The organism is Paenibacillus amylolyticus, from assembly GCF_051136285.1.
Classification (GTDB): Bacteria; Bacillota; Bacilli; order Paenibacillales; family Paenibacillaceae; genus Paenibacillus; species Paenibacillus amylolyticus_F.
On record NZ_CP194938.1, the window covers coordinates 1,699,833 to 1,725,499 of the forward strand.

Consider the following 25,667-nt stretch of genomic DNA (forward strand, 5'->3'; position numbering starts at 1 on the left):
ACTCAGGTTAATGAAGTCTGTAAAAGGGATGTTCATAGGCTGAAAAAAGAAGAATATAAGCAAAAGCAAAGGAGAATTCCAAGTTTTACAATTAGCCTTTTTCTAAGCCTTTGGTACTATGATTTCCATCATATTAATGCTATAGTATATTGGAGTACATATGTGCTTACACATTATTTAACGGGGCTGGGATGAATGAAACAAACCTTATCCAATCAAGATGACGTCGGCTATTTATTCAATGTCGATATACTTATTAAGAGCCGCTCAAATGCATTGGCAATGCAGTCCCTGATCGAGTTCATAAACAAAGAAGAACAAATTGCGGACTTTCGGATTCACTCCGGAATAGAGCTTGGAAAAATGATTGAAGCTATGCTTCAGGCCGAGACAAACTCCCCTGACTCCGATCAGACCAATCTGGAGTCACCACAAGTACCTATTGAGCAGTTAAACTCCAGTAAGTCAGACCAAACAGTTCATTCTGTTTTGTCCGAATCACATCAAGAATCAGTCACTAAAGAAACCGTTACTAAGGCCGATAAGAAAAAGCCTTCTGCAGACACCTCACATGTTGCAGATTCTAATTCGTTCGATGCCTGGATCGAATCCTTAATCAAAGAAAATCGCCTCACTCGAATTGTCGTAAACAACAAACATGGCAAACACCAAAGCATTCCTTGTCGTATTCTGAATTTTGACCGGGATAACAATGTGATAACCATTTACCATGTGGATGAAAAACAAGTCTACACGTTCCGAACTAACGAAATCGACGAGTTTTTGCTGTAAACCTTTAGATGTAAACTAATACTTAACACGAACTTAATTCAAACCCAAAAAGCAACCTGAACTGGAATGCCAAACATCCAACCCAGGTTGCTTTTATTTCAACTATCTTCTTGTAACAAGTACTGTTACATATCTTTCTTACTCCGTTGCCAAACATCCATGGCCAGTAGTAACCAGCCGGCAATAAAAGCTACGCCACCAATGGGTGTGATAGCTCCCAATATTTTGATACCCGATATGCTGAGTACGTACAGGCTTCCTGAGAAAATGATGATTCCGGCGAAGAGCAAACGAGCGGCCCATCTCAGCTTCGTTGACGCTCCCAATTGCCCTGCGGTTAATCCAACAATCAGCAAAGCCAGCGCATGAATCATATGGTACTGTACGCCTGTTTCGTATGTAGCAATTGCACTTGCACCAATTTTGTCCTTAAGCATATGTGCACCGAATGCACCAATTGCCACAGACAGCATCGTTAATATGGCTCCAATCATCATCCATCTTCGCTGCATATCCATTCTCTCCCTTGATTCATTTTGGACTCCATTTATTGTAGCGAATTCAAGCCCTAAAGTAAAAGAAATGCCTTATGCAGATCTGCTTCCGAATCGCTGGACACGAAACAGGGTAATAAACGAAATATCTATTTGACTTACGATTTTTTTTAAGGAGGCGGCCTGTGCTAATGGATCATTACAATTCTCAAAATTCAAACGAAAATAACACATCATCCCATTCCGATTATTCAACCCCCTACAACACGAGTGATAGTGACTATCCGTCCCCAGATTCCGAGAAAAATTCTGAAAAGCACCTCAAACATTCAGGCCCAGGAATATCCAGTTTCATTGTTGGGTTGGTCGGGCTCCTGGGTCATGTCTTGACATTTGTGTTGCTCACCCTTGCACTCAGCAGTTCTATTGAACTCCTTGGCTCATCAATAAGCAGAGAGGAACTCGCCACCCATCCAGCAGTAGTCCTGGGTTCATTAGCTTTTCTCGTCTGCCTGATCCTTAATCTGGCTGGAATCATTCTCGGTATTATTGGATTGGTGCTCCAAAATCGCAGGAAGGTCTTTGCCATCATAGGTACGATTTTGAATGGATTTTTTATTCTATTATTCGTAGTGCTTGTACTTGGCGGAATATACTTGACGTAATGCTTTCCATGAGAGTCCAGGTTCATTATAATTAAACTTAGGCGGCCTGTACTTAGCCCCGTCACACGTAACTTATGTCTGACCAATATTTGTACTCTAAAGGAGATTGACATGTCACGAATCAAAATTTTTGCGGACAGCACCAGTGATCTGGCTCCTGAGTGGATCCAGCGGTACGAAATCGGAATTATTCCTTTGTATGTGGTGTTTGGTGAAGAATCACTAAAGGACGGTGAAGAGATTAAACCAGAGCAACTGTACGAACGTGTAAGCCGCTATGGTTCTCTACCCAAAACAGCAGCACCTTCACCCGCTGATTTCATGACCGCATTTCAACCTTACATAGAACAAGGGGATGATATTTTCTACATCTCCTTATCCTCTGAGCTTTCTTCAACATATCAGAATGCTCTGCTCGCCAGTTCTGAATTTCCGGAGGGACGCATCTCCGTCGTGGATTCAAAAAATCTCTCCTCAGGAATTGGCTTGATGGTTATGAAAGCTGTTCATGCAGCAGAACAAGGGCAAAGCCTGGCTGAGATTACAACACGGATCGAAACCATGAAACCAACGGTGCGTACAGAGTTTGTTATTGATACACTGGAATACTTGTATAAGGGTGGACGCTGCTCCGGCATGCAAAATTTGATCGGCAGCCTCCTTAAAATTCGTCCCGTCATTCGGGTAACCGATGGTAAGATGGCTCCTGCCTACAAAGTACGCGGCAAACGCGAAAAGGCACTGGAACAAATGTTGCAGAATACGCTTAACAACAAGGAACATATTGATCGGGATTTAATGATTGTTGTTCATACCATGGCTGAGGAAGATGCCATGAACCTGAAAAAGACGCTGCAAGAACAGATCGGAGCGCGCGTAGAATTAACAACTGCGGGTTGCGTCGTCTGCAGTCATTGCGGCCCCAAAACAACGGGTATCATCTATAACACCATACACTAGGTTTGAATAAAACCAGCTCAAAAAGGGCATGCTCAGCGGAATCGCCAGGCATGCCCTTACCTATTCCTTGCCAGTTTACTGGTGGTGATTAAGAGATGTCATCTCATCAAATCAGATAAACATTCCCTTCATCACTCACCTATCCAAATTCGTCTGCATCCTTAATATCTTGTCATTTAGTAGGTTCTGGTTTTTAAATCATCCAGACTTTTAAATGCATACCCTTGTTTGCGGGCCTCATCAATAATGGCTCCAAGTGCCTCTGTATTGTCCTTAGACACAGAATGAAGCAAAATAACCGCCCCTGGATGAAGCTGCTTCAGCACTTGCTGATGAGCATATTGTGCACCACGCTGTACATTGGTATCCCAATCCTTATACGCTACAGACCAGAACACATTGACATATCCCTGCGCATAACTCTCAGCAAGTGTCCGATTGTTGAAAATACCGCGAGGGGGACGTAAAAAGGTAGCCTGTTGCCCTGTGAGACGTTGTACCTCGGATTTCACCTTCTCCAGTTCCTCTTTAATCTGTGTGTTGGAAATCCGGGTCATGTCAGGGTGACTCCAGGAATGGTTTCCCACAATGTGCCCTTCGGCAGCCATACGTTTGACAAGATCAGGCTGATCCTTCAGATAATGTCCAGTAACAAAGAAAGCGGCAGGCACCTTCTTCGCGCGCAACACATCCAGTATTGCAGGTGTGAACCCATTCTCGTAGCCATTATCAAAAGTCAGATACAATTCTTTTTGTTTCGTATCTCCCAGAAAAATGGCATGATTATGCTCTAAAATAGACTTAAAACCTTCCTGATCAATGGAAGGTAGCTGTCCGTTCTGACTTTTCTTAAAACCAAAGTGATATGCACCGTTAATCGGAGATGCTTCTGCCTGTGATGCCAGCATGCTAATGGTTAACAAGCCAAGCAGCAGATATAGGACCGTTCGTTTCATGTTATCCGCTCCTGTTCCTAAATATTCGGTTTGTTTCTATTCTACAAACACCTTCAGGTAATATGCCGCAGGAGCGCCTATATTATGTAATCATTAGTATTATACCCGTTTATTATCACGTGTGGACGGAGTGGGTTGATGAAAAAGCTCAAGTAAAGTCTGAGGTTTACCACTGGTAGCCAGCCATTCTTTTACCGTCTGAATTGCACGTGTCTGACCATCTCCTTGATCCCGCCAGGTTAGGAGTTCAATCACTTTGATGATTAATGCGGACATATGATGGTTGTCCTCTTCCGAGCGTTCAGCACGCAGCTTGTGATATAGTGCTTCCTGCTCCCAATCCAGCAAAATTTCATCTCCAATCGTCGGTTTCATGAGTGTATATGCCCGATTGCATCCCTCGCAACGAACCATATTGACTTGTTGTTGCATAAAATGGGTGCTCACTTCTTGCCCGCAATCAGGGCATTTGAATCCTACTTGAATATTTTGAATGTTGTCACTCATGATATTGTCCTCCTGCTCTCTATGTATAACATCTATACCCGATATACATAAGGTTCACGCTGATTTTGCAGAGAATTTACATGAGCTATAATCTAGCAAATATGTTAAAATATAATAAATATAATGAAGTGAAAAGAGGCGGGATAACATGTCGAAAGAAGAACGCAATATTACCTGGCAAGCATCAAGCCTAACCAGGCAGGATCGGGAGAACAACCACGGACACCGCAGTCGTACGATATGGTTTACAGGTTTATCCGGGGCGGGTAAGTCCTCCATTGCCTTTGCACTAGAAAGGTACTTGCATGAACAAGGTGTACGTTGTTATGTACTTGACGGTGATAACGTACGGCATGGATTGAATCGGGATCTTGGTTTTGCTGCAGCGGATCGGCAGGAAAATCTGCGGCGCATCGGGGAAGTATCCAAGCTGATGGTTGACGCAGGACTACTTGTGCTTTCGGCATTTATCTCCCCGAGCGCGCAGGACCGTGAAATGGTTCGGCAGCTATTTGAACCGGAAGATTTTATCGAAATCTATGTCCGTTGTTCCATTGAAGAGTGTGAGCGACGTGACCCCAAGGGACTTTACAGAAAAGCTCGCAAAGGTGAAATTCCTCATTTCACCGGCATCTCTGCCCCCTATGATATCCCCACATCGCCTTCATTCATCATGGATACCGAACATTGTACGATTGAAGAAGCCGTTCAAGAAATTGTAGATCATCTGCAACAAATCGGTGCTTTACATCTTCCTGTACAGACCCAATCAAGCCTGACTTATTAGTTATTTCAAGCAAAAGAAAATATCGAAATAGGAAAGGCGTCCCTTAACGGCACGCCTCTTTTCATTTTCACTTCTTGATATCCATGCTTCCTTATTGACCAGATTTATGTTACTCCAGGTTTACTGTCCGGCAGCACCAGCTTGCATATGGAGCAGTTTGCTGAACATGCCCGAAGAATCCATAGACAATTGCTGATAGGCTCCTTCCTGGATGACACGTCCTTCCTCCAGAACGATTACCCGGTCTGCCGTTCGAATCGTAGATAATCGATGTGCAATGACAATAATGGTGACATGGCCTTTCAATCGTTCGATTGCTTCATGAATGTGCTGCTCATTTTCACTGTCCAGTGCACTCGTTGCTTCATCCAACACCAGCACAGAAGGATTTCGTAGCATGGTTCGGGCAAGCACAAGACGTTGACGCTCACCGCCCGACAGGCGTATGCCACGGTCACCTATAATCGTATCCAAACCTTGGGGAAGCCTGCGAACGAATGAAGCGGAAGAGGAAAATTGAAGTGCACGCCACATCTGCTCCTCACTTGCATCCGGATCAACCAGACGTAAATTTTCACGAATGCTCGTATGGAACAAAAAAGGATCTTGTGACACATATCCGATCGAACTCCGCCAGTTCAATAACTGTTCCTCGGTCAATGGTTCTCCGTCAATCAGAATACCTCCACTTTCTGGCTTCACGAGACCCATGATCAGATCGATCAGTGTGCTTTTCCCCGCCCCGGACTTCCCAACGATAGCAGTCATACCTTGGGCTGGGATAAAGGCTTTCACGCCCTTCAATGCATACGTGTCACTTCCCTCGTAGCGGTAATTCACATCTTCACAAACGATAGATTGCACCAGATCCATTGGAGCGATAGGCTGATCAGCAGTGGACACAGGACCATTAGGCTGTTTTTCCCCCATTGAATCTGTTTCACTGATCTCACGACTGTTCTCCGTCTGCACCTGCAGTTCTCTCACCATTCGGAATGCAGGTAGCATCGAGCTGATGTACTCCAGAGTAGACTGAATCGCAGTAAACCTGGGCCATAACCTTGAAAAAATTAAAATAATCAATAACAGATTGGCCGGAGGCACAGACATCACTTGTAGAGATAGGTAGATAAACGCCGCAATAATCAAAGCTGCCGACAACCGGTGAATCAACTGTGTACCCGTGTTCAATTGACTAAACTGCACTACATTATGCTCAATCTTTCTGCACATACGGTCAAACCAACGGATATGTGAATTCTCCAGCATATTACTCTTGATGTCTTTTATCCCGTTAAAATGTTCGGTGATCCCGTAATAATAGCTCTGTGAGAATTCCGAAGTCTGATCCCCAATCTGTTTGGCACGTTTAACAAACTTCCTCAATAGAATAAATAACAGTAACCCACTGATGAGTACAAGCGTTGTCAACTTGGCGGATAACCAAAAAGCCAGACCGATCTGAATCCCCGTAAAAATGAGAGAAGCAGCCATCTGTAACAACAGGCTTGTTCCCTGACTAACACGTGCGAGCTCTGTCGTTAATATATGATTAAAATCGGATTTTCGTTTGGGGAGAAAAAAAGACCACTGTGCCCTTAGAAGTGCACTATAGGTTTCTATGCGCAGCGTTCGTATAAATTGCTGCTGTATACGAGTACTGCGGATGGTCTGAAGACGCTGCATCCACGCCTGTCCAGAGACGATAAGCACAAAAGAGAATAGAACAAGAATCAATTGACTATGACTTGAAAACTGGTTGAGTGTTCCGGTTAACCAAGGGATATGTATGCCAGACGTCCCCATCTCAAAAACACCGATCAGACTAAGCATGGGAACAAGCATGTATATGCCGATCCCTTCCATTAAACCGATACAGATCATAGCGAGCAAATTCCAATATAAAATGGGACCGGCAACCTGATGCAGTTTTTTCATAAAATAGTTTAATTCGGAGATCATACTTTTCCCCTCTCTGTCATCGTGCTTCGTTTCAAGCGTCGCCAGAACCAGAGAAACGGACGTAATGGGAAATACAGAAAAAACAAAGAACGTGGGAGCGGCAATTGGTGCACGTCCCAGATGCTTGGATATAAACGTTCAACAAAGAAGAACCACTTCTGCCTCGTGCTGCGGAGGGAAAATAAATAGGATTGATAATGTTTAAGCTCTGCTGGACTTGCCAACATGTCATTCATAAACAGCGTGCCTTCTTGAGCTAGTCGTTTTCCTGTGCGCTCACGTATAGCCATAATTGATGTGCAAGACTCATTCAGAGGTGTATGCAGTAAATCCGAAGTGAGATGTAATGCCTGGGAGCCAATCGATAATCGCCCCTCTGCTCTTAAACGCCGCTCAACCTTTGCCATATCCATAGGTATCGTGCGAATCATCTGATCAATGTCTAGTAACCACCGCAATCTGAACCAGCCATGCCTTGCACCATGTGTCACCAGATAGACCCACAAATCTTCTCTTTCCAGCATACGTACAGGAGTCTGTGTATATGAGCTGAACCGACTACGTTTCCACAACAACTCAAAATCAGTTTCTCGACCAGAGTCGGGATTAAGCCGCCAATGAATCTCCACTTGAGTACGCTTGTTGGGGTGAATATAACAAATGTGATGTTCCCTCCACTTCCAGCTGCGAACGGTAAGTTCTCTCTCGCCCTCCTTACGCTGATACCCAAGCTCGGTGAGAATACGTTCAGCTGCCTCGACCTCTTGAACTGGAATCAGAATATCCAGGTCTTTGGACGTTCGCATGGATACATCTCCATAAAGATCATGAGCCAAAGCTGGCCCTTTCAATGTGATCGTACGTATGCCCCGTTCTCGAAACGCTCTACATACTTGTTCCATTTCAGCCGTTAGCTGCAACATGCGAAAGGTATTGATCGTATACTGCTGTTTCAGCCTCTCCATCACTGCCTCAGGAACAATAGGGAGATTCATCCTTTTCAGATTCACATAAATGACGGAATACAGACGATGATGGTTTACAAGCTGTACAAAAAGAGACCAATTGACATCGCGCAGACGGCCCACAATCTCCTCTGAAGTTAGAGTTGTCAGATCACCTCTAAGCATACTCAAGATCAGCTTGAGTTCCTTCGGAAACTCTTTGGAATACAGTTCAGTTTCATGAGTCATAGACAATCTCTCCAGATCCCTTCTCAGGACATTGTTTGCCAAACACGCCGACAACCGTATATTGGTCCATCGTATCTGCTCCAGTCACAATCAACTTGCCACTTCGCAGCCAGGCGTGTGCCATCAGTTGTCCTTGCTTATTCCGTGCGGTCCCCATGTATAACGTACTTGCGATATTACGCCGTTCCAGCATATTCATTGCAGCTATTGCCATGACAAGGCATTGACTCTCCCATAATGTATATTTGCTGGCCAGCATAACGGCTTTTGATATGTTCCTGATTTCAATCACTTGATTGCGGCTGAGTCCTGTGACAGGTGTCTCAACCATAGCCGTACCTAGCCTCGGAGCTATTTTAGCAAACGGTCTTGCCTTCTGGATACGTGCCCATCCAAGCAAGAGATAAGCCTCCCATATTAAACGTCGCATCGTACTTGAGAGTGAGAAGTACGCCTTCACTTTACGAAACATCTGCTTACTCTCCGCGGGAAATATCGATTAAACCTTCACGCAAAAGGTGCTCCAAAAAAGGCACAACCTGTTCGCGGCATTGATCCGGCGCAATGTCATATTCTGCAGCAAGAGTTTCGATTAGTTCGTCCAGCGTTCGGCCTTCTGCAATGAGTTCCCAGATTTGTCCGCCTGTGCTGCCCAGATTGTAATATTTGCCGGAACTGATACTCATCATCACCTTTTCACCGCCCATATCACTGACCAGATGTCCTTCCTTCCGGGTTACCACGTCATTCACATGGATGGGTGTAATTGCTGTCATATTCCTGTATGCACTCCTTTGCGTATATGATGGATGATCCGTTCTACCATTTCAAAAGCTGTAAAATTTGAGCCCGTTCGGCTTAGTCTACTGAACTCTACACTGGCTGAGAGTCTCGAAGCTGTTTCAAACAACCATTGCGCGAGCCCCTGGCGTCTCACCAGTCCACTTCGAAAAGTGTGAGAGCAGATCAAATGAAGACGTTCCAGCCCACTAACCTCTTTCAACTGTACTGGCCCAGGTTCATGATCTGGCTGTGGCACAAGTTCATAAATTCCTGCTAGCGGCACAGCGCTCTGGTGAAAGTAATGTTGAACCGGTATGGCATACTTCGTAATTTCAGCATGCACCGTTGCATAATCCTGCTGCTTCATCCCGAAACCTTCCAGACTAGGTTGCCATAATTTCTGCTGGGGATATCCGGGCGACACAATGGCTCTACCTCCGGCATCCCAGCTCAAAGCAACCACATCATCAGTGAGAAGCGGGTATCCCTGTGCTGCCAGAGCCGCTGACAATGTGGACTTTCCTGCGCCAGAATGCCCCACGAACGCGTAAGCCCAACCATCAATAACTACAGCACTTCCATGCAGTGGAAGAATACCACGTTGCATCATAATCACGGACATACATGTCCCCAGGATAAACAGCCTGACTTTTTTTTCATCGGCTCCAAACACTGGAGAGACAACGATCCTTTGGCCGTGCTCCATTAAAAACAGACCCGTATCTTCGATTCTGAAAAAAAGACAACCGTCCCGCGCCACAAAGTTGTCGCTGCCAACATCCCATTTCTCCCATAACTCTGTCAGATCATGAGACTCAATCTGCACTTCAGCAGCATCCGGCTTCTCCTTAACATCTAGAGGTGCTATTTGCAATTCAGGCATCAGAATGTGACTCAACCAGAGCAGTCCATAAGCTTCGTAGTACATTGGCAACAATGAGGGACACCTCCTTCTTGTTCTAGATATGAAAAAAGCCCTGATATTCATTAGCTCAATATTAGGGCGGAGGCGAAAAAGCAGGATAGATTGCATTTCCGCCCTTTTAAGTATGAAATAGCTTGGGAAACAATTAAATTAAGACGTTGGATCGTACAAGTCGGCATCGTGAACAGTGATCCAGTCAATTTGTCTGTATCCTACTCCTGCCATTGTTTCATTCACGTCCAGCACTTCAAGAACGGGTGCTTGCCATTCCTTTTTCTCATTTTGCATTGTATTCACCTCCTCTCAAGAGCTGTATACTGTAGATCAAAACTTCTGAATAAAGCGGTATACAATCAAACTGTGCATCATTAAACGCAGATCTGGATGAGACGCCAGTTCGGGTTTGGGACTTGGAAAATTATCCAGTGCTGATTTAATCCGGTCGGTGTTTAATATGCCGGCAACTTGACTGTCAGAACACATGGTTCGCAGCTCCGAAGTAAATGCCTGCCAGTCAGGCAGAATACGATGCAGCCAGTCCGCAGGCTGTACGCCTCGCACACGCTGATTGAGCCTCACCTTGTCCGGCAATTCCGGTGATGTAGCACGGCGAATCAGAGAACGATCCGTTCCTTGACGCACATATTGCTCAATCGGTACAGAGAGACAAAATCGGATCACTCGTGGATCACTCGTTGGATCACGTTCCCAAGCCCGGTAACGGAGGGAACACTTGGTGGCGACGGCCCCATTTTTATTGGCAATAGCTAAATTGTTAAACTTATCAGCGCGCACTTGAAGTGCATCAGCTCGCGCACCACCCTGTAACACCAGGATGGATTTGAGCCGATCCAGCACGCCTGTTCTTTTGGCAAACTCGGGATGAATCAATTGAGCACCTGCTGGCTGTGCTGTCCCTTTGTTATTTCCTTTGAACCAGTCAGGAAAAGCCTTACGGCCTGTAATCCGGGCGATACGTGTGAATGCCATGCCTGTTCGTTCGCTGTATTGCTGCATCTCGCGAAACCAGCGAAAATATCGACCGCTTTTTAGCAAACTGGCGTAATAGTCGAGTGCAGGTCCCCATGATATCGTGAAATTGCCACGCGCACCTGTCAGCAAAATACCCGCATCCTGTTCACTCGCTTTTTCATAAAATCCGCGAATCCAGAATGAATTTTCAAAATATTTGTAAGGCATCTCCATCATGTTCAGCCACGTATCCACTTCACTGAGTGGACTTCGTCCCTCGAAGTCCAGATAGTTTTCCGAGATATTGCCTACATGATTAATGGTGGAACGGATAAAGGGTCGCTCGTCAGCCAGTAACGTTTTCGACGTGTAATCCGTAAAGTCCGGGACAGGCACATAGCTGTATGCATGAAGCTGTTTCCCTTGGCTTCGGAGCGTTCCGGAAGCAAAACCCACAACAGCCCCTGAATCCAATCCACCACTTAATGCCGCTGCAACCTGTCTATGAGTCCGCAAGCGCGAGCCTACGGCTTGGCTAAACACATCGCGAAAAGCTTCCACATAGTCATCATCCGATTTAAGCCGAAGCGGTTCGACATCATCCCAGCGATGATATTGCCTCAGTTCAACCTTCCCGTTTCGAAACGTCAACGTGTGCGCAGAGGGCAGCTGATTCACTCCTCGATACACTGTGGAATGGATATCCGCTGAGTCATGCATGTCAGGAATGGCAAGAAATTCAGATAACCAGTTTTCGTCGAGTGACTTCTGTACACCTCCAAGCTCAAGCAAGGGTTTCATTAATGTACAGAAGGCAAACCGGGAACCGTCATGACGGTAATAAAATGATCTCATGCCCGTAATATCTCTCGCGGCAAACAACATGCGGCGTTGTTCATCCCAGATCGTAAATACAAAGTCCCCGAGCAGATGACCAGCCACACCTTCTCCCCAACGCTGATACGCTCGCAGAATCAGTTCGCTGTCCGCCAGTCCAGCCAGCTCTGCTCGTGAAATCTGCAACTGATCAGCCAGCTGCTCCCGGTTATCCAGAATGGCATCTGCGGTGATGGTCAATCGACTATCTTCATCATGGAGAGGTAATTTCTCGTTCACAGATTCCAGCGTGATCCACTGGGCATGACAACTGAGGAACACTTGATCCCCTTTCCATACTCCCGTTGTATCTACCGGAATATGCCCAAGACTTCCATATAGCCGCCAGCTGTCCTCCCATAGCGCTTGCTGACCATCTGTATGTACGATTCCAGCTATGGCACTCATGACTTTCCTCCCCGAACGATCTTGCGCTGGGATGCCCAAGCGCTGATTTGATGACCAAATGGTATCCATGATTTGATTCGTTGTAGTTTACTTTGGACAGCGTCAAGCTGCTTCTTCAAACGTTCACGTTCCGTATATCCACGTTCCAGCCGCTGATCTGCTGCTCGAAGAGCTGCCTGTAGCTGTCTGATCGTGGCCATGGCCGCAAGCGCCGGGTCAATCTTCGCCAGTTCATGTCCCTGACTGTCGATCTGGAATGGAGACCCATTTTCCGTGCTATCCATTAACGCTTTCATCCGGTAATTTGGCTGCCAACGACACTCTGTTGCCACCACCAGTTGCTGCCCAAGCCGCTCTAGCACCTCCTGATCCGGCTCCGCCTGAAAGCGGACTCCCGTCCATTGTTCGGCTGCTTGCAGCTGTTCACTGTACCCCATCCGGTGGAACAGATTGGCTCCGAGCACACGGCAATACAATTCAACTTCTTGTGGGTTGAGTATTTCTTTCCAGTTGTTAACAGAATCTTGATGAGCCTCCTGATGTGATGAAAGGAACGGATCCCCCACCCCCATGCTGTAGAACATATCAGCTTTGCTACCATGAACAAATTGTCCATAGCGCTCCATCCCTTGTTCATAAGTGATACCTAGAAAAGCACATAACTTCTCAAGTTCTTCTTGTGGTTTCATGACCAACTGCTCATATTTCAATTCGTAGGCCAATGGATGAGGCTCGGCAAAATATTCATTTAATCGAGTTAGCCCAAGCGTCAGATCTATAGCTTTCATATTCAGTTTCGAATGATTTAAACTCTGAATCAGATCAAAACTTTCGCCGGTATGGCGATTTACTTTTTTAAAGGATGCCGCTACAGAAAGGGGGTTACGCTGAAGATGAATGCGTCTGGATTGCGGAAACAACCGATCCAGCCATTCCAGCATATAATAATAACGCGGAGATTTATCAACGATGAAGTCTGCTCCGCTCCCTTCCAGGAATCCATTATATATTTCAAGAGCAAAGCCTCTGCATGCCTTTTCGAAAACATCTTCGGACACCATCGCTTGATAAAATTGACGGATAATGGAACTGCCACCGTAAGCGCGAGAGTCAGCCTTGGACAAATCTACGAGATTCATCAGAAACCACATCTCCTGAGTGGCAAATATGCGACTATGATTTTGCAACATAACGGTGGATAACGAACTGCCGCTACGGGGAATGCATAGTAAAAAAATCAGTCCGTTTCCTTGCGTATCTATCAATGGCAGCCTCTCCTCTGTATATTTATAAGAATATGCGGTGGGATCGGATCGACCGTGTAATCTTTGCCTGGTTATGACAGGGGATTTCGACATTCAAAGATACAATATGTATTCATGCTTTTACTCTATGATACAAAATGTATCGTGTCAATCTTTTATTTTCACTTTTTCATAATTTATTTGCTGCCTGAGTTCTGAATCGGAACAACATAAAAAACCCCCAGACATCTGTTCAGTCGTGAACAGTGCCTGAAAGCCCAGGTAAGACAAGAAGATAAAATCAGACCATACTTAACTGCTAAATGTGACTCCGTTCCCTTTTCCCGCCGTGCCATGACTTTGAATACGTTCCAGCTCCTCCTGGTCCGCTGACCGAGCATCCTGCAAGCCTTTCTGTACCTGTACTGTCAACAATACCGCGATGCCTGCTACAAAGAAAAAGATCAGTGACAGAATGCCCCAACGCGTGGACCCTGTAATTTGTCCAACATAACCAAATACAAATGGCCCAAAGATCGAAGCGAATTTCCCCGTAATATTAACAAATCCGAAATACTCACCCGTTCGTCCAGCCGGCATCAGGTTACTAAACAGAGAACGTGCCGTTGATTGACTTATGCCCTGCACAACGCCAACTAGCCCTGCGAGGATATAAAAATGAAGAGCTTGAGTCATAAAGTAACCAAGAATAACGATACAAATATACACGCTTAAACTCACCAGCAAAACTCGCTTCGCTCCCCACTGTTGCGCCCATGCACCCAGCAGCAGTGTACATGGAAAACCGATAAATTGCGTAAGCAGCAGGGCCAGCATCAAATCTGATGTGCCAATGCCAATGCTTGTCCCATAAATCGTTGCCATCAGAATAATAGTGTTGATCCCGTCATTGAAAAACCAGAATGCCACCAGCATCCGAAGCAGCTGTGGAAAACGTCGGATCTGCCCGAAGGTTTGCCGTAATCTGCGTACGCCAACCTTTGTGTAACCGGTCCAGGATGCAGGAAACTCAGGCGAGACTGGCCGTCTAGGAGCATAACGGAAGATTGGAAGGGAGAACAACAGCCACCACAGCGAAACCGAGATAAATGCAAGTCGCGTACCTGCGAGGGTATTCGGCATGCCAAACCAGCCTGGCTGTTGAATCATTAACAGATTGGTTGCAAGGAGGAGTCCCCCGCCAATATAACCATACGCATAACCTTTGGAGGACACCATATCTCTTCGTTCCGCAGGAACCAGATCTGGTAGCATCGCATCATAGAACGTATTTCCGCCCGCAAAACCAATCGTGGATAACACCAGCAGGACAGACGCAAGCAGCCAGTCGCCTTCCCCAATTACGCTGAAACCTAACGTCGCCACAATGCCTGTTATTGCAAAAACTCGTAGGAAGTCCCCTTTTCGTCCCGATAGATCAGCCAGTGTTCCCAGCAGCGGCGTTAACAGCGCCACACATAACATTCCTATGGAATGTGTATAAGCCAGGTAGGATGCCGCCGTATCCTTATCGACTGTCGCCGCAGCCACAGAAGCATAGAAGACTGGCAGTACAGCAGCCAGTACGGTTGTTGCATAAGCTGAATTGGCCCAATCATACATAATCCAGGCTTTTACTGCACGTTTATCCACACGTAATCCTTCCTTTACACGCATCAGAGTTCGATGCTCAGAATCAGTCTTTGTTCTCTATTGTAAAGGAAAGATACCACATTTGATCATGATCTTTGTAAAATTTAACATGTACCTTGCTCCAGCCTATCACAAAGCGAATCCAGTGCAATTCATTCATTTTAGTTGAGATCGAATCACATATCGTCCCCGCCCGTGAATATACTTAATTACCGACAGGCCAAACTGTGCCGCGTAATCAATGGGGGGTGCCTACATGTCAAATTCACACCAGCCTTACTCGTTCGTCGTATCCCGGGAAGATTGGTCGCTTCACCGCAAAGGGTACCAGGACCAGCAGCGCCATCAGCAAAAGGTGAAAGATGTCATTAAGCAAAATCTGCCCGATCTGATTACCGAAGAAAATATTATCATGTCCGATGGAAAACAGATCATCAAGGTCCCCATCCGCAGTCTGGATGAGTACCGTTTTGTGTATAACTACCAAAAGCAAAAACATGTCGGTCAAGGGGACGGCGACAGTCAGGTCGGTGATGTCATTGGCCGTGATCCTGCTTCCCAGAAGCCAGGCAAGGGTGAAAAAGCTGGTGATCAGCCTGGTCACGATATTGTGGAAGCCGAGATCAGCATCGAGGAATTGGAAGATATTTTGTTTGCAGAGCTTGAATTGCCGGACTTGAAGCAAAAAGATAAGGATCTGATCGAGACACATACGGTGGTCTTCAACGATATTCGCAAAAAAGGCATGCAGTCCAACATTGACAAGAAACGTACGATACTGGAGAATTTGCGCCGCAATGCAACAACAGGCAATCCGGGCATTCATCACATCAGTCCCGATGATCTGCGTTACAAGACGTGGGAAGACAAAATCATTCCCCAGTCCAATGCCGTTATTATCGCCATGATGGATACGTCCGGCTCCATGGGATCCTTTGAAAAATATTGCGCTCGCAGCTTTTTTTTCTGGATGACCCGTTTCCTGCGCCGTCAGTATGAGAAAGTCGAAATCGTGTTTCTGGCTCACCACACGGAAGCCAAAGAAGTGACGGAAGAGGAATTTTTCACTCGCGGCGAAAGCGGCGGTACAATCTGCTCCTCTGTATATATGAAGGCACTGGATATCATTGATAGTCGTTATCCACCTGCCAGCTACAATATCTACCCTTTTCATTTCTCAGACGGCGATAATCTGACCTCGGATAATGAGCGGTGTGTGAAGTTAATCGGCGAACTAATGAAGCGTAGCAACATGTTTGGTTATGGCGAAGTGAACCAATACAACCGCAGTAGTACACTCATGTCGGCCTATCGCCACATTAAGATCGATCAGTTTATGTATTACGTGATCAAGGAAAAAGGCGAAGTATACAAAGCGCTCCGCAGCTTTTTTCAAAAAAGAGAAGGAGGCAGCCTGGGATGACCGATGAGATCCGCGAACTGGAATACGCGATTGCTGAAATTATGGAGATTGCCGATGGATTCGGCCTCGACTATTACCCGATGCGCTACGAGATCTGCCCGTCGGATATCATTTACACCTTTGGTGCTTACGGCATGCCAACGAGGTTCAGCCACTGGAGCTTCGGCAAAACCTTTCATAAGATGAAAATGCAATATGATTTTGGCCTGAGCAAAATCTATGAACTCGTCATCAACTCCAACCCTTGCTACGCCTTCCTGCTGGATGGCAACTCTCTGATTCAGAACAAATTAATCGTAGCCCATGTGCTCGCACACTGCGACTTTTTCAAAAACAACGCCCGCTTCTCCAAATCCAATCGCAATATGGTGGAAAGTATGGCTGCCACGGCAGATCGGATCAGCAACTATGAGATGGAATATGGCACAGAGGCTGTTGAATCCTTCATCGATGCGGTGATCGCCATTCAGGAACATGTGGACCCGCAGCTCATCAAACCTCGTCATCTTGACAAACAGCGTTACATGGAGATGAAAATCCGGGAACAGCGTGGTGAGAAACCACCTAAACCGGAAGGTCAATATGACGATCTATGGTCGCTAGACAATCTGCAGGCCGAGGAAAAGCCCACGGACAGCTTGCAGGTGCATCACTTCCCACCGGAGCCGGAGAAGGATATTATGTGGTTCATTCAGGAGTTCTCGGAGATCCTCACCGACTGGCAGCGGGATATTATGAGTATGATGCGGGAAGAGATGCTCTATTTCTGGCCGCAGATGGAAACCAAAATCATGAACGAAGGCTGGGCCTCCTACTGGCATCAACGTATTATAAGAGAACTCGACTTAAGCAGTGAGGATACGATCGAATTTGCCAAGCTAAACTCTTCTGTTGTACAGCCGTCCAAGCAAAGTTTGAATCCATATTACCTGGGACTGAAAATCTTTGAAGATATTGAACGCCGCTGGGATCACCCCACCCGTGAGGAGCAGGAGCGATGGGGACGCCAGTCTGGTCAAGGCCGGGCCAAAATGTTCGAGGTGCGCGAGTTTGATTCGGACACCTCCTTTATCCGCAACTACATGACCAAAAAGTTAACCGAGGATCTCGACCTCTATGTGTTCGAGAAAAAAGGGCCCGACTGGAAAATCACCGACAAGTCTTGGGAAAACATCCGCGACCAGCTTGTATTCTCCCGTGTGAACGGTGGCTCCCCGTATTTGGTTGTACAGGACGCAGACTACTTACGTACCGGCGAACTCGTGTTGAAACATCAATACGAGGGCATCGAACTGGATCTGAAATACATGGAGCGCACACTCCCCTATCTATATCGACTCTGGGGACGAACGGTGCATGTGGAGACCCGTGTGGAGGATAAACCCATCTGGTTCACCTATGACGGCAAAAAGCACCACCGCAAGTTTTTATAGGCGGAAGTGGTGGGCATTCGGTCATATCATAAAAAAATCAAAAAAGCGGCAAGTTCCCGATACAGGTAGGGAACTTGCCGCTTGGCCGTTTACACAGAATGAAACACCGTATTACTTTCTCCAAGCAAACGCAGCGGCACAAAGAAAATGTTCTCCACTTCGCTTGCCGGTAAAGGTCGGCTGAAATAATAACCCTGAATCTCCCGGCAATCATTTTGCATCAAAATATCGAGTTGCCCTTTCGTTTCAATGCCTTCCGCGATCACTTCCATCTTGAGATTCTGGGCCATCGAGATAATCGTGGCTACGATCGCCTGATCGCTGTGACTCTCGGTAATATCCGTGACAAAGGACCGGTCGATCTTGAGCTTGTGAATCGGGAAATGTTTCAGGTAGCTTAATGAGCTGTATCCCGTCCCGAAATCATCCAAACTGATCTTCACACCTAGAGCGGAAAGTTCATTTAGAATAGCCGTGGATATGGTTGCATCCATCATCATACTCTCCGTAATTTCCAGCTCCAGATATTTGGCATCAAGCCCGGACTCGATCAAAGCATTTTTGACCTGCTCTACCAGGTCGGGCTGGTGAAATTGCTGGCTGGACAAATTCACAGATACCGGGATGAGCGGCCCGCCGCTGCCATGCCACAGCTTCATCTGTCTACAGGCTTCACGAAGCGTCCAATTGCCGATCTCATAGATCATGCCGGTCTCTTCGGCCAGCGGGATAAACACATTGGGTGCTAGCAGCCCTTTAATCGGATGCTGCCAGCGAATTAGAGCCTCAACTCCAATCATTCGGCTATCCAGGGTACGAATCTGCGGTTGATAGTACAGCACCATTTCATTCCGCTTCAGTGCTTTCCGCAGATAACCTTCCAGTTCAATTCGTTCATAGAGCTCAGAGTCGAGTTGAGCCGTATAGAACCGGTAGCCGTTCTTGCCATTTTTCTTCACTTCATACATGGCGGAGTCCGCATGTTTAATCAAGGCATCCGTTCCAACCCCATGTTCAGGGTACATGGCAATGCCGATGCTGGCTGTAACGTAAAAATCATTTTCTTTTAAACGATAGGGCTGCTGGATTGCTTCAACAATCTGTTCTGCAAGTTGAACGACATGCTTCTCATTGGCTTGTTCCCCCGTAACCACCACCGTGAACTCATCGCCGCCCATCCGGGCCAGCGTAACACTAGACATCGCCTGTGGATGTGAAGCTTCGATTGTTGCTACGATCCGGTTACTAACTTCCTTGAGAAATACATCCCCGATGGAATGACCCAGGGAGTCATTGATTATTTTGAAGCGGTCTATGTCCATAACCATCACAGCAAACTTATGCTGTTGTTCCTCACAGGTATATATAGTAGAAGCAAGCACTTCATCCAACTTGCGTCGATTAGGCAGCCCTGTGAGCGGATCATGCAAGGCCTGGTGACGAATGTTTTCCTGAGCTTGTCTCTCTTCCGTAATATCTTTAATCAGAATATGGCTGCCGACATGGGTTGCATCAATAATAACCGGAATGACTGCAATACTCAGGTCGAGAAGTTCATTTCGTGTATTTTTCATTTTTGCCATGTAATGCCGCTGTTCCAGATCCTGATTGTCCCATGCGTGAACCGTATCATTAATTGCACATTGTACATTGATCTGCTCAATAATCTGATTAATTGGATGGTCAATCACCTTTTTTTCCGGGTATCCGGTGATCGTGGTCACTACAGCATTGATACCTTTAATAATACCTTCTCGATCCACGGAAATAATGGCATCCGAATGATTATGGTATAACGCTTGATACCACTGTTCGTTCTCACGAATCCGTTGATCTTTCTGGATCATCCGTTGATTGATAACATTACCAAATAGCGTTAGTCCAATTGTGACAAATGTACCCGCTGTAATCAGATAAGCAAGAACTTCGGACTCCACCTGTCTGCTTAAACTCTCAGGAATCATTTGAGCTTGATGAAAATGAGCTGCGGCCATCCCGGTATAATGCATACCTGTAATCGCTAAACCCATAATAAGTCCACTACCAATTTTATAGATCCAATGGTGCTTGGATTCAGGGCGATTGAAAAAAAACATCAGCCACAGCGCTGCATAGGAAGCAAGTGCAGCAATCAGAACAGATAACGTTACAAGGGCCGGCTGGTATGTAATCGGAATCGACATCGCTGCCATCCCCACATAATGCATCGAGGTGATGCCTGCAGTCAGCAGCAATCCAGCAATGACAAGTTTGCTCATCTGGTTAGAGCGACGACCTGCAAACTCCAATGCTACCCCCGAGGCAACAATTGCTAATAAAACGGACAAGATCACTTTATCCATAGAATAGGAAACATGCATAGGCAGCACAAAAGCGATCATGCCGACAAAGTGCATCGACCAGATACCCAGTCCCATGGAGATTGCCCCGCAAGCAACCCACAAGTGACGCGCCCTTCCGCTCGTCAGAAATACACGGCCTGCAAGATCAAGTGCTGCATAAGAAGCTAACGATGCAATAATATAGGATAAAATAACAAGTTGTAGGTTGTACGTGCCATGTATGTGCTCCACTCACTCTGTCCTTTCAGCTGGGCTGATCCTCATATGTATGTAAATGTAAAAAAAGAAGCGAGTGCGCTGTCTGGATGACAGGCACTCCCTCCGTATCATTTGACTTCGCGACCAACGACTTAGTCATAAACCGAATGGCATACATTTGAAACCCGTTTATGATGAATGTCTATAGTCTAAACGTCCCAGCCACTAAAATCAACACTTATTTCCAGAAGCACAGTCCGTTTATACCGGAATCGCTCCTTTACACACTTCATTAAACATACTGATCATAAGCTTGATCAGCAACGTTATTTTTTCACCAGCAGCAGGCTGCCGAATCCGGACGTATCGCGGTACGAATTGCCCGAAGGATCACTCCACATGAAGACACTGCTGCGCTTGCCATCCCCTGCACCGTCATCATTCACCTGTAGATCGAAACCAATCCATTTACTTTGCTTGGAGCTAACATTTTCCAATGGAATGGCTGCCTCAATTACATATCCATCCTTGGTCAGACGTGCACTCGACTTGAATAACTCTTTGCGAGCATTGCCTCCGAAGGAAACTTCATTGTCGAAATTAACCCGATACTGTGCATCGTCATCCTCGTAATTGCTGGTCTGATTTTTATTCAGATCAACGAATAGCTCAATGGAGTCCTGCTCATGTGCATTCGCACTTTTTTTACTCAGTAAAGGATCTTTGACATCTGCGAGTACATAAAGATATTTTTCATCCCACAGCAATTTCGCCTTTGCCTTGGCACCAGCATTTCCTGCAACCTTAACATCCGTTGTGATGGTCACCGCTTTTTTCCATACCTTATCTTCCTTACCATCTACAACAGGAGTTCCGTACGACACTTTGACTTGTTTCAATGCAGGACCCAGCTTGAGCTTGCCCCGACTTTCCTTTTTCTGTGGTTGCTGATTATTTGTATCATTCCAGACAATAATGGAAGTTTTACCAGTAGGCTGTTTATCCGTGATACGGAAATCCAGAGATAATACTTTGCCTTCGGTCAGATCAGCTGAGGAGAACGGCAACGATGCGTAAACAATATACCCTGTTTTATTCTCCTTCACTTGATACAACTTCTGATCTTTGCCTTTGCCTTTGCCGCCATCCCGATGAAAGACGTATTGTCCATCTTTCGGTGTGTTATTTTTCTTGCTAGCTGCCTGATCTTCCGGACTGATAAAAACCTCTACCTGGTCACCCTTCAGACGTGTGGCATCTTTGGCTTCAATACGCAGATTCAGTTTTTTTCCGTCCCATACTGTTTTCACTTCGCCTGTAGTGCCCGCCGTACCTTCGATTACATGTGAGAACGGCTGTGCCTTCACAGCTCCCCAGAGAGTATCTTCCTGCCCTTTACGATCAGGCAAAGACACTTTGGATTGTGCAGCTGTCCATTCATTTCTATACACAGGCAGGGATGCCGGATCAACCAACGCCCAATAAGCCGGTTTGGCTTTCAGCTTACGATCAAATAAGAGTGGTGCATCCTTTCTACCTTTGACAGGGAAATCGTCCAGCCATGTGCCATCATCCGCAAGTCCCCATAACGTTACACTGTCCATGACACCACGATCGTCAAACTCTTTGAACAGATCAAACAACGCCCGGTAACGATAAGCCTGCTCCAGCATCATCTCATCCGTTACAGGTTTCTCCTGCTCAGAATTTCCGGAGTAAATGGACATATCCAGCTCTGTCACTTGAATGTGAACGCCCAGAGCAACAGCCCGGTTGAATGCTTCACGAATTTGTTTTACATCCGGTCCATACATCGACACATGCATTTGAAAACCGATAGCATCAATCGGTGTTCCTTTAGCCAGCAGCTTTTCTACAAGCTTGACCATATCATTCATTTTGCTGACACTGCCTTCAATTCCGTAATCATTGATCACCAGTACCACGTCAGGATCAGCCTCACGTGCATAACGGAAAGCCAGTTCAATGTAGTCACTGTCATCTCCGTCGCCGTCTACATCGCCAATGATATCCCGCCATTTCGAATTGCTCGCCTGATCACGCAGTCCGCCTCCGTCCGAGATGACTTCGTTGACCACATCCCACGTATGCACTTTGCCTTTGTAACGGCTCACAATCGTTTGGATATGTGTTTTCATGCGTTTCAGAAGCTGCTCACGCGTAGCCGGCTTCGATGCATCATTTGGATCGGTAAAGAACCAATCCGGCACTTGACTGTGCCAGAGCAGCGTATGACCTCTGACTTCCATATTGTTCGCTGCAGCAAAGTTAACCAGTCGATCCGCTTCAGACCAGACAAAATTACCTTCTGTTGGTTGCATTGCATCCATTTTCATGAAGTTGCCCGCTGTAATACTTTTAAAATGTTTCTTCAGCAGCTCAGAGTGCGGGTCCTGAGGGTTCAGAGCCGTCTGATCAATCGCAGCCCCTAGGGCATAGGATGTACCAAGCTTTTTCCCCAAATCCGGTATTTCCTTCTCAATCGCGATCGCTTCCGTTACAGTAATCTGCACATCATCGATGTAGAACGGAATAGTATCTGTCTCTGTGACTTCGGAAGACTGCTTCCACGGTGTCTCGGCATACATACGGAACCCACTTACACCAGTGCTTTCTGCCGGCACAATGACATCTGCTTCGATCTTCTTCCACTGGCCTTTATTGAGCGTAGTGGAAGCAAAGGTTGCATATTCAAGTTTAGCGGAGTCACCGTTAAATTCCTTCTCCAATGAGCCATTGATCACCTGTGTTGCAGGCCCTTCATCATACATCGCCCAGAAGGAGACATGAACTGTACTTCCCTTTTGCAAGTAAGGAAGCACCTCTACCAGCGGTCCATGAAATGTCTCTGTTCGAGAAGAGGTTTTTAAACTGCGGTTACTATTGTGTCCGATACCGCTAACGACTTCCAGCTTTTCATTAACACGTGCACGCCACTTTCCGATATTTCCATCTTCAAAATCAGCCTTGAACAAACTCTTGCCCGGTTCTCCTGGTACACCCGGATTCTCCGGGGCAGGTGTAACAAGACGGATCTGGAACTCGTCTAACAAATAAGCAGAAGTCGCATCCGCGCTTTCCAGATATAACTGCAGGGCACTGCCTTGTTCATAGCTGTATTGACCTTGCAGCTTCACCCATTTCTGATCAGTTACTTGCTCGGCTGCGTTAACCTGATCATACTGCGTATCCCCGTTGCCATCGCGGCGTTCCACGGTGAATTTCAGATTAGCGGGGGCTGAACCTGCAACCAGTTTCACATAGCCAGAGATTTCGACGACAGCATTCTTATTTACCACATCTGTCAATGACAGTGAAGGTCCGTTCCAATTTTCAGTACGGCCCGTTGTTTTCAGTGCATGTGTCCCCTGGTAAGCTTGGTCTCCAGTCACTGCAACCGTAACTCCACCCCGGGCTGTCCAACCTTGAGTCGTACCGTCCTCAAACGAATGAGTCAACAGAATATCACCCGCATTTGCTGCACTTGCCTTCTGTTCTCCTGCTCCGATACCTGGCAGCAAACTTAAGATCATAACAGCTGCCAAGCATAATCTCAACCATTTTCCCCGCACGTAAACTCCTCCTTCTTGAATTTCGTCATCCATCCTGTAACGCGGTCAAACATCGGGCATTTCACAACGCACTTTCTGCATGCATGGATATCCTCTGCTGGTCTGTTAACTGGCAACAAAATCATGTCGCACGGATGGGATCAGGAACATTCAATGCACGGACCTTAACCTCCTTAAGTGAGCCTGATTACACCCTGGGGAACCTGCCTTACATTATAAGTAAGCGGTTACATATTCAAATTTATGTTATGATGCCTTTTACTGTAAATATGGAAATTTAGTGTCCTCCCCCCTCTTTTTATACTTTTGTTCACAATCTCTGTCTTTTCGTTCCAATGTTTCAGAAAAATCCGGTTAAAAAAAGCACAGCTAAGGCTGTGCGGGTACTTCTGGATCCATTTCATTAACTGGTGCTGTTGTCTGGCGGATAATCAAATTGGATGGTTCCGTCACGACAGGAGGAGTATACGATGGATTTTCAATCATTGCAATCAGATATTCTATAGCTCGAATGCCAATGGTGAAGATATTCTGATTCACCGTTGTTAGACCCGGCTTGAACACTTCAGCATAATACGTATTGTCAAATCCGACCACGGAAATATCCTCCGGTACACGGAATCCATGCTTCTCAATCTCATGAATTGCGCCAAAAGCAGACATGTCCGAGGCACAGATGATGCCTGTAGGCTGTTCCTGAAGAGCCATCAATCGCCGGGCTGCCTTGGCACCGCCATCAAATGAATAGTCACAGACTTCCAGATAAATTGTCGCATAAGGAATACCGCATTGACGAAGCCCTTCTTTGTATCCGTCCAAACGAAGGTTAGCTACAGCAGGTCCAAGCGTACCTGAAATGTAGGCAATTTTGCGATGTCCAAGCTCATAAAGATGCTTAACCCCCATAGCAACGCCGTTCACATTGTCTGTCGTAATGTAGCCCGCACGTTTACCAAACAGATCAGTATCAATGAACATCGTTGGAATCTCTGCTGAGACCAGTTCCTGAATGCTTTTATTTTCCCGCCCTTCCCCGAAAACGACAACGCCATCCACGTTTCGGCTGCGGCAGTGCTTGATGAATGAATATGTAGGGTCATCAAATCGTGTTGATAATCGAACAAGATCATAACCGCTATTTTCTAAGGCTGTTTTGATACCTTCAAGCAACTCGGATACAAACGGATTCGTAAACGGAACGGTAAGCAGTACCCCCACTGTCCATGAACGGCGTTTAACCAGTCCACGAGCAACCACGTTGGGTTGATATTTTAATAGTTCGATAGCTATATTCACTTTTTTACGTGTTTTTTCACTAACATCCGGATAGTCGTTCAATACTTTGGAAACGGTTGCAACAGATACTCCCGCTTCTTTGGCCACATCATGGATAGAAGCCATCTCATCACCTCGACCTCTTTATAAATCGCCTGTCTCCGGCTATATTAACTATAACATCAGCAGGTTTGTCTATCCATTATAGCTTATTACAGCCAGAAAC

The 25,667-nt window shown here is 46.2% G+C and carries 21 protein-coding genes; 6 read left to right on the plus strand and 15 right to left on the minus strand.

Annotation, left to right across the window (positions count from 1 at the left end):
• Positions 1-195: 195 nt before the first annotated feature.
• Complete coding sequence (locus tag ACR8BL_RS07510) at positions 196-792, plus strand: hypothetical protein (RefSeq protein ID WP_434752023.1); 597 nt, start codon at positions 196-198, stop codon at positions 790-792.
• A 125-nt stretch (positions 793-917) separates the two neighbouring features.
• Here ACR8BL_RS07510 and ACR8BL_RS07515 read toward each other — a convergent pair whose 3' ends face one another.
• Positions 918-1,304, minus strand: a complete 387-nt coding sequence (locus ACR8BL_RS07515; RefSeq protein ID WP_434752024.1) for a DUF423 domain-containing protein — start codon at positions 1,302-1,304, stop codon at positions 918-920.
• A gap of 173 nt (positions 1,305-1,477) precedes the next feature.
• On the opposite strand from ACR8BL_RS07515, the gene ACR8BL_RS07520 reads away from it, so the two are divergent.
• Together ACR8BL_RS07520 and ACR8BL_RS07525 are read left to right on the plus strand one after the other, a co-directional pair.
• A complete protein-coding gene (locus ACR8BL_RS07520) occupies positions 1,478-1,951 on the plus strand; it encodes a hypothetical protein (RefSeq protein WP_434752025.1) in 474 nt (157 codons plus the stop codon).
• Positions 1,952-2,062: 111 nt separating this feature from the next.
• Positions 2,063-2,911, plus strand: coding sequence for a DegV family protein (locus tag ACR8BL_RS07525; protein WP_434752026.1), 849 nt, complete (start codon positions 2,063-2,065; stop codon positions 2,909-2,911).
• A 176-nt stretch (positions 2,912-3,087) separates the two neighbouring features.
• Here the strand turns inward: ACR8BL_RS07525 and pdaA are convergent, their stop codons facing one another.
• Both pdaA and ACR8BL_RS07535 read right to left on the minus strand, forming a co-directional pair.
• Positions 3,088-3,867, minus strand: a complete 780-nt coding sequence (gene pdaA / locus ACR8BL_RS07530; protein ID WP_434752027.1) for a delta-lactam-biosynthetic de-N-acetylase — start codon at positions 3,865-3,867, stop codon at positions 3,088-3,090.
• 99 nt (positions 3,868-3,966) lie between these two features.
• A complete protein-coding gene (locus ACR8BL_RS07535) occupies positions 3,967-4,374 on the minus strand; it encodes a hypothetical protein (protein ID WP_434752028.1) in 408 nt (135 codons plus the stop codon).
• Between the two features lie 148 nt (positions 4,375-4,522).
• Here ACR8BL_RS07535 and cysC point away from each other — a divergent pair, with 148 nt between their 5' ends.
• The gene (cysC, locus tag ACR8BL_RS07540) at positions 4,523-5,161 is read left to right on the plus strand and encodes an adenylyl-sulfate kinase (protein ID WP_434752029.1); all 639 of its coding nucleotides are present in this window, start codon (positions 4,523-4,525) and stop codon (positions 5,159-5,161) included.
• Positions 5,162-5,281: 120 nt separating this feature from the next.
• Here the strand turns inward: cysC and ACR8BL_RS07545 are convergent, their stop codons facing one another.
• From ACR8BL_RS07545 to ACR8BL_RS07585, 9 genes are all read right to left on the minus strand, one after another.
• Entirely contained in the window at positions 5,282-7,099 is a 1,818-nt protein-coding gene (locus ACR8BL_RS07545; RefSeq protein WP_434752030.1) for an ABC transporter ATP-binding protein, read from the minus strand.
• A gap of 20 nt (positions 7,100-7,119) precedes the next feature.
• Entirely contained in the window at positions 7,120-8,316 is a 1,197-nt protein-coding gene (locus ACR8BL_RS07550; protein ID WP_434752031.1) for a nucleotidyltransferase domain-containing protein, read from the minus strand.
• Complete coding sequence (locus ACR8BL_RS07555) at positions 8,306-8,788, minus strand: lasso peptide biosynthesis B2 protein (RefSeq protein WP_434752032.1); 483 nt, start codon at positions 8,786-8,788, stop codon at positions 8,306-8,308. Before ACR8BL_RS07555 ends, ACR8BL_RS07550 begins: the two co-directional genes overlap by 11 nt.
• 4 nt (positions 8,789-8,792) lie before the next feature.
• The gene (locus ACR8BL_RS07560; RefSeq protein WP_434752033.1) at positions 8,793-9,092 is read right to left on the minus strand and encodes a lasso peptide biosynthesis PqqD family chaperone; all 300 of its coding nucleotides are present in this window, start codon (positions 9,090-9,092) and stop codon (positions 8,793-8,795) included.
• Positions 9,089-10,036, minus strand: coding sequence for an aldolase (locus ACR8BL_RS07565; RefSeq protein WP_434752034.1), 948 nt, complete (start codon positions 10,034-10,036; stop codon positions 9,089-9,091). The genes ACR8BL_RS07560 and ACR8BL_RS07565 overlap by 4 nt, the downstream gene beginning before the upstream one ends.
• A gap of 138 nt (positions 10,037-10,174) precedes the next feature.
• Positions 10,175-10,312, minus strand: a complete 138-nt coding sequence (locus ACR8BL_RS07570; protein ID WP_251502676.1) for a paeninodin family lasso peptide — start codon at positions 10,310-10,312, stop codon at positions 10,175-10,177.
• Positions 10,313-10,348: 36 nt separating this feature from the next.
• Positions 10,349-12,280 carry an asparagine synthase-related protein gene (locus tag ACR8BL_RS07575; RefSeq protein ID WP_434752035.1) on the minus strand — a complete coding sequence of 644 codons (1,932 nt, stop codon included), beginning with the start codon at positions 12,278-12,280 and terminating at the stop codon, positions 10,349-10,351.
• On the minus strand, positions 12,277-13,545 hold the full coding sequence (locus ACR8BL_RS07580; RefSeq protein WP_434752036.1) for a sulfotransferase family protein: 1,269 nt from the start codon (positions 13,543-13,545) through the stop codon (positions 12,277-12,279). The genes ACR8BL_RS07575 and ACR8BL_RS07580 overlap by 4 nt, the downstream gene beginning before the upstream one ends.
• Before the next feature lie 291 nt (positions 13,546-13,836).
• Entirely contained in the window at positions 13,837-15,201 is a 1,365-nt protein-coding gene (locus ACR8BL_RS07585; protein ID WP_434758339.1) for an MFS transporter, read from the minus strand.
• A 232-nt stretch (positions 15,202-15,433) separates the two neighbouring features.
• Between ACR8BL_RS07585 and yhbH the strand changes: the two genes are divergently transcribed.
• Together yhbH and ACR8BL_RS07595 are read left to right on the plus strand one after the other, a co-directional pair.
• Positions 15,434-16,600 (plus strand): sporulation protein YhbH, encoded by a 1,167-nt coding sequence (gene yhbH, locus ACR8BL_RS07590; RefSeq protein WP_434752038.1) that lies wholly within the window; start codon positions 15,434-15,436, stop codon positions 16,598-16,600.
• Positions 16,597-18,033: a SpoVR family protein gene (locus tag ACR8BL_RS07595; protein ID WP_434752039.1), complete on the plus strand. Its 1,437-nt coding sequence runs from the start codon at positions 16,597-16,599 to the stop codon at positions 18,031-18,033. The genes yhbH and ACR8BL_RS07595 overlap by 4 nt, the downstream gene beginning before the upstream one ends.
• A gap of 89 nt (positions 18,034-18,122) precedes the next feature.
• On the opposite strand, the gene ACR8BL_RS07600 is transcribed toward ACR8BL_RS07595, so the two are convergent.
• From ACR8BL_RS07600 to ACR8BL_RS07610, 3 genes are all read right to left on the minus strand, one after another.
• On the minus strand, positions 18,123-20,606 hold the full coding sequence (locus tag ACR8BL_RS07600; RefSeq protein WP_434752040.1) for an EAL domain-containing protein: 2,484 nt from the start codon (positions 20,604-20,606) through the stop codon (positions 18,123-18,125).
• A gap of 293 nt (positions 20,607-20,899) precedes the next feature.
• Positions 20,900-24,166: an endo-1,4-beta-xylanase gene (locus tag ACR8BL_RS07605; protein ID WP_434756629.1), complete on the minus strand. Its 3,267-nt coding sequence runs from the start codon at positions 24,164-24,166 to the stop codon at positions 20,900-20,902.
• 369 nt (positions 24,167-24,535) lie between these two features.
• Positions 24,536-25,567 (minus strand): LacI family DNA-binding transcriptional regulator, encoded by a 1,032-nt coding sequence (locus ACR8BL_RS07610; RefSeq protein ID WP_434752043.1) that lies wholly within the window; start codon positions 25,565-25,567, stop codon positions 24,536-24,538.
• Between the last annotated feature and the right edge of the window lie 100 nt (positions 25,568-25,667).

Bases quoted from the DNA above. Each gene is read 5' to 3' on its own strand.
- ACR8BL_RS07515 (WP_434752024.1), bottom strand. From the start codon at position 1,304: ATGCAGCGAAGATGGATGATGATTGGAGCCATATTAACGATGCTGTCT.
- ACR8BL_RS07575 (WP_434752035.1), bottom strand. From the start codon at position 12,280: ATGAGTGCCATAGCTGGAATCGTACATACAGATGGTCAGCAAGCGCTA.
- ACR8BL_RS07520 (WP_434752025.1), top strand. From the start codon at position 1,478: ATGGATCATTACAATTCTCAAAATTCAAACGAAAATAACACATCATCC.
- ACR8BL_RS07545 (WP_434752030.1), bottom strand. From the start codon at position 7,099: ATGAAAAAACTGCATCAGGTTGCCGGTCCCATTTTATATTGGAATTTG.
- ACR8BL_RS07555 (WP_434752032.1), bottom strand. From the start codon at position 8,788: ATGTTTCGTAAAGTGAAGGCGTACTTCTCACTCTCAAGTACGATGCGA.
- ACR8BL_RS07525 (WP_434752026.1), top strand. From the start codon at position 2,063: ATGTCACGAATCAAAATTTTTGCGGACAGCACCAGTGATCTGGCTCCT.
- ACR8BL_RS07610 (WP_434752043.1), bottom strand. From the start codon at position 25,567: ATGGCTTCTATCCATGATGTGGCCAAAGAAGCGGGAGTATCTGTTGCA.
- ACR8BL_RS07570 (WP_251502676.1), bottom strand. From the start codon at position 10,312: ATGCAAAATGAGAAAAAGGAATGGCAAGCACCCGTTCTTGAAGTGCTG.
- cysC (WP_434752029.1), top strand. From the start codon at position 4,523: ATGTCGAAAGAAGAACGCAATATTACCTGGCAAGCATCAAGCCTAACC.
- ACR8BL_RS07510 (WP_434752023.1), top strand. From the start codon at position 196: ATGAAACAAACCTTATCCAATCAAGATGACGTCGGCTATTTATTCAAT.
- ACR8BL_RS07535 (WP_434752028.1), bottom strand. From the start codon at position 4,374: ATGAGTGACAACATTCAAAATATTCAAGTAGGATTCAAATGCCCTGAT.
- ACR8BL_RS07550 (WP_434752031.1), bottom strand. From the start codon at position 8,316: ATGACTCATGAAACTGAACTGTATTCCAAAGAGTTTCCGAAGGAACTC.
- ACR8BL_RS07560 (WP_434752033.1), bottom strand. From the start codon at position 9,092: ATGACAGCAATTACACCCATCCATGTGAATGACGTGGTAACCCGGAAG.
- ACR8BL_RS07585 (WP_434758339.1), bottom strand. From the start codon at position 15,201: ATGCGTGTAAAGGAAGGATTACGTGTGGATAAACGTGCAGTAAAAGCC.
- pdaA (WP_434752027.1), bottom strand. From the start codon at position 3,867: ATGAAACGAACGGTCCTATATCTGCTGCTTGGCTTGTTAACCATTAGC.
- ACR8BL_RS07595 (WP_434752039.1), top strand. From the start codon at position 16,597: ATGACCGATGAGATCCGCGAACTGGAATACGCGATTGCTGAAATTATG.
- yhbH (WP_434752038.1), top strand. From the start codon at position 15,434: ATGTCAAATTCACACCAGCCTTACTCGTTCGTCGTATCCCGGGAAGAT.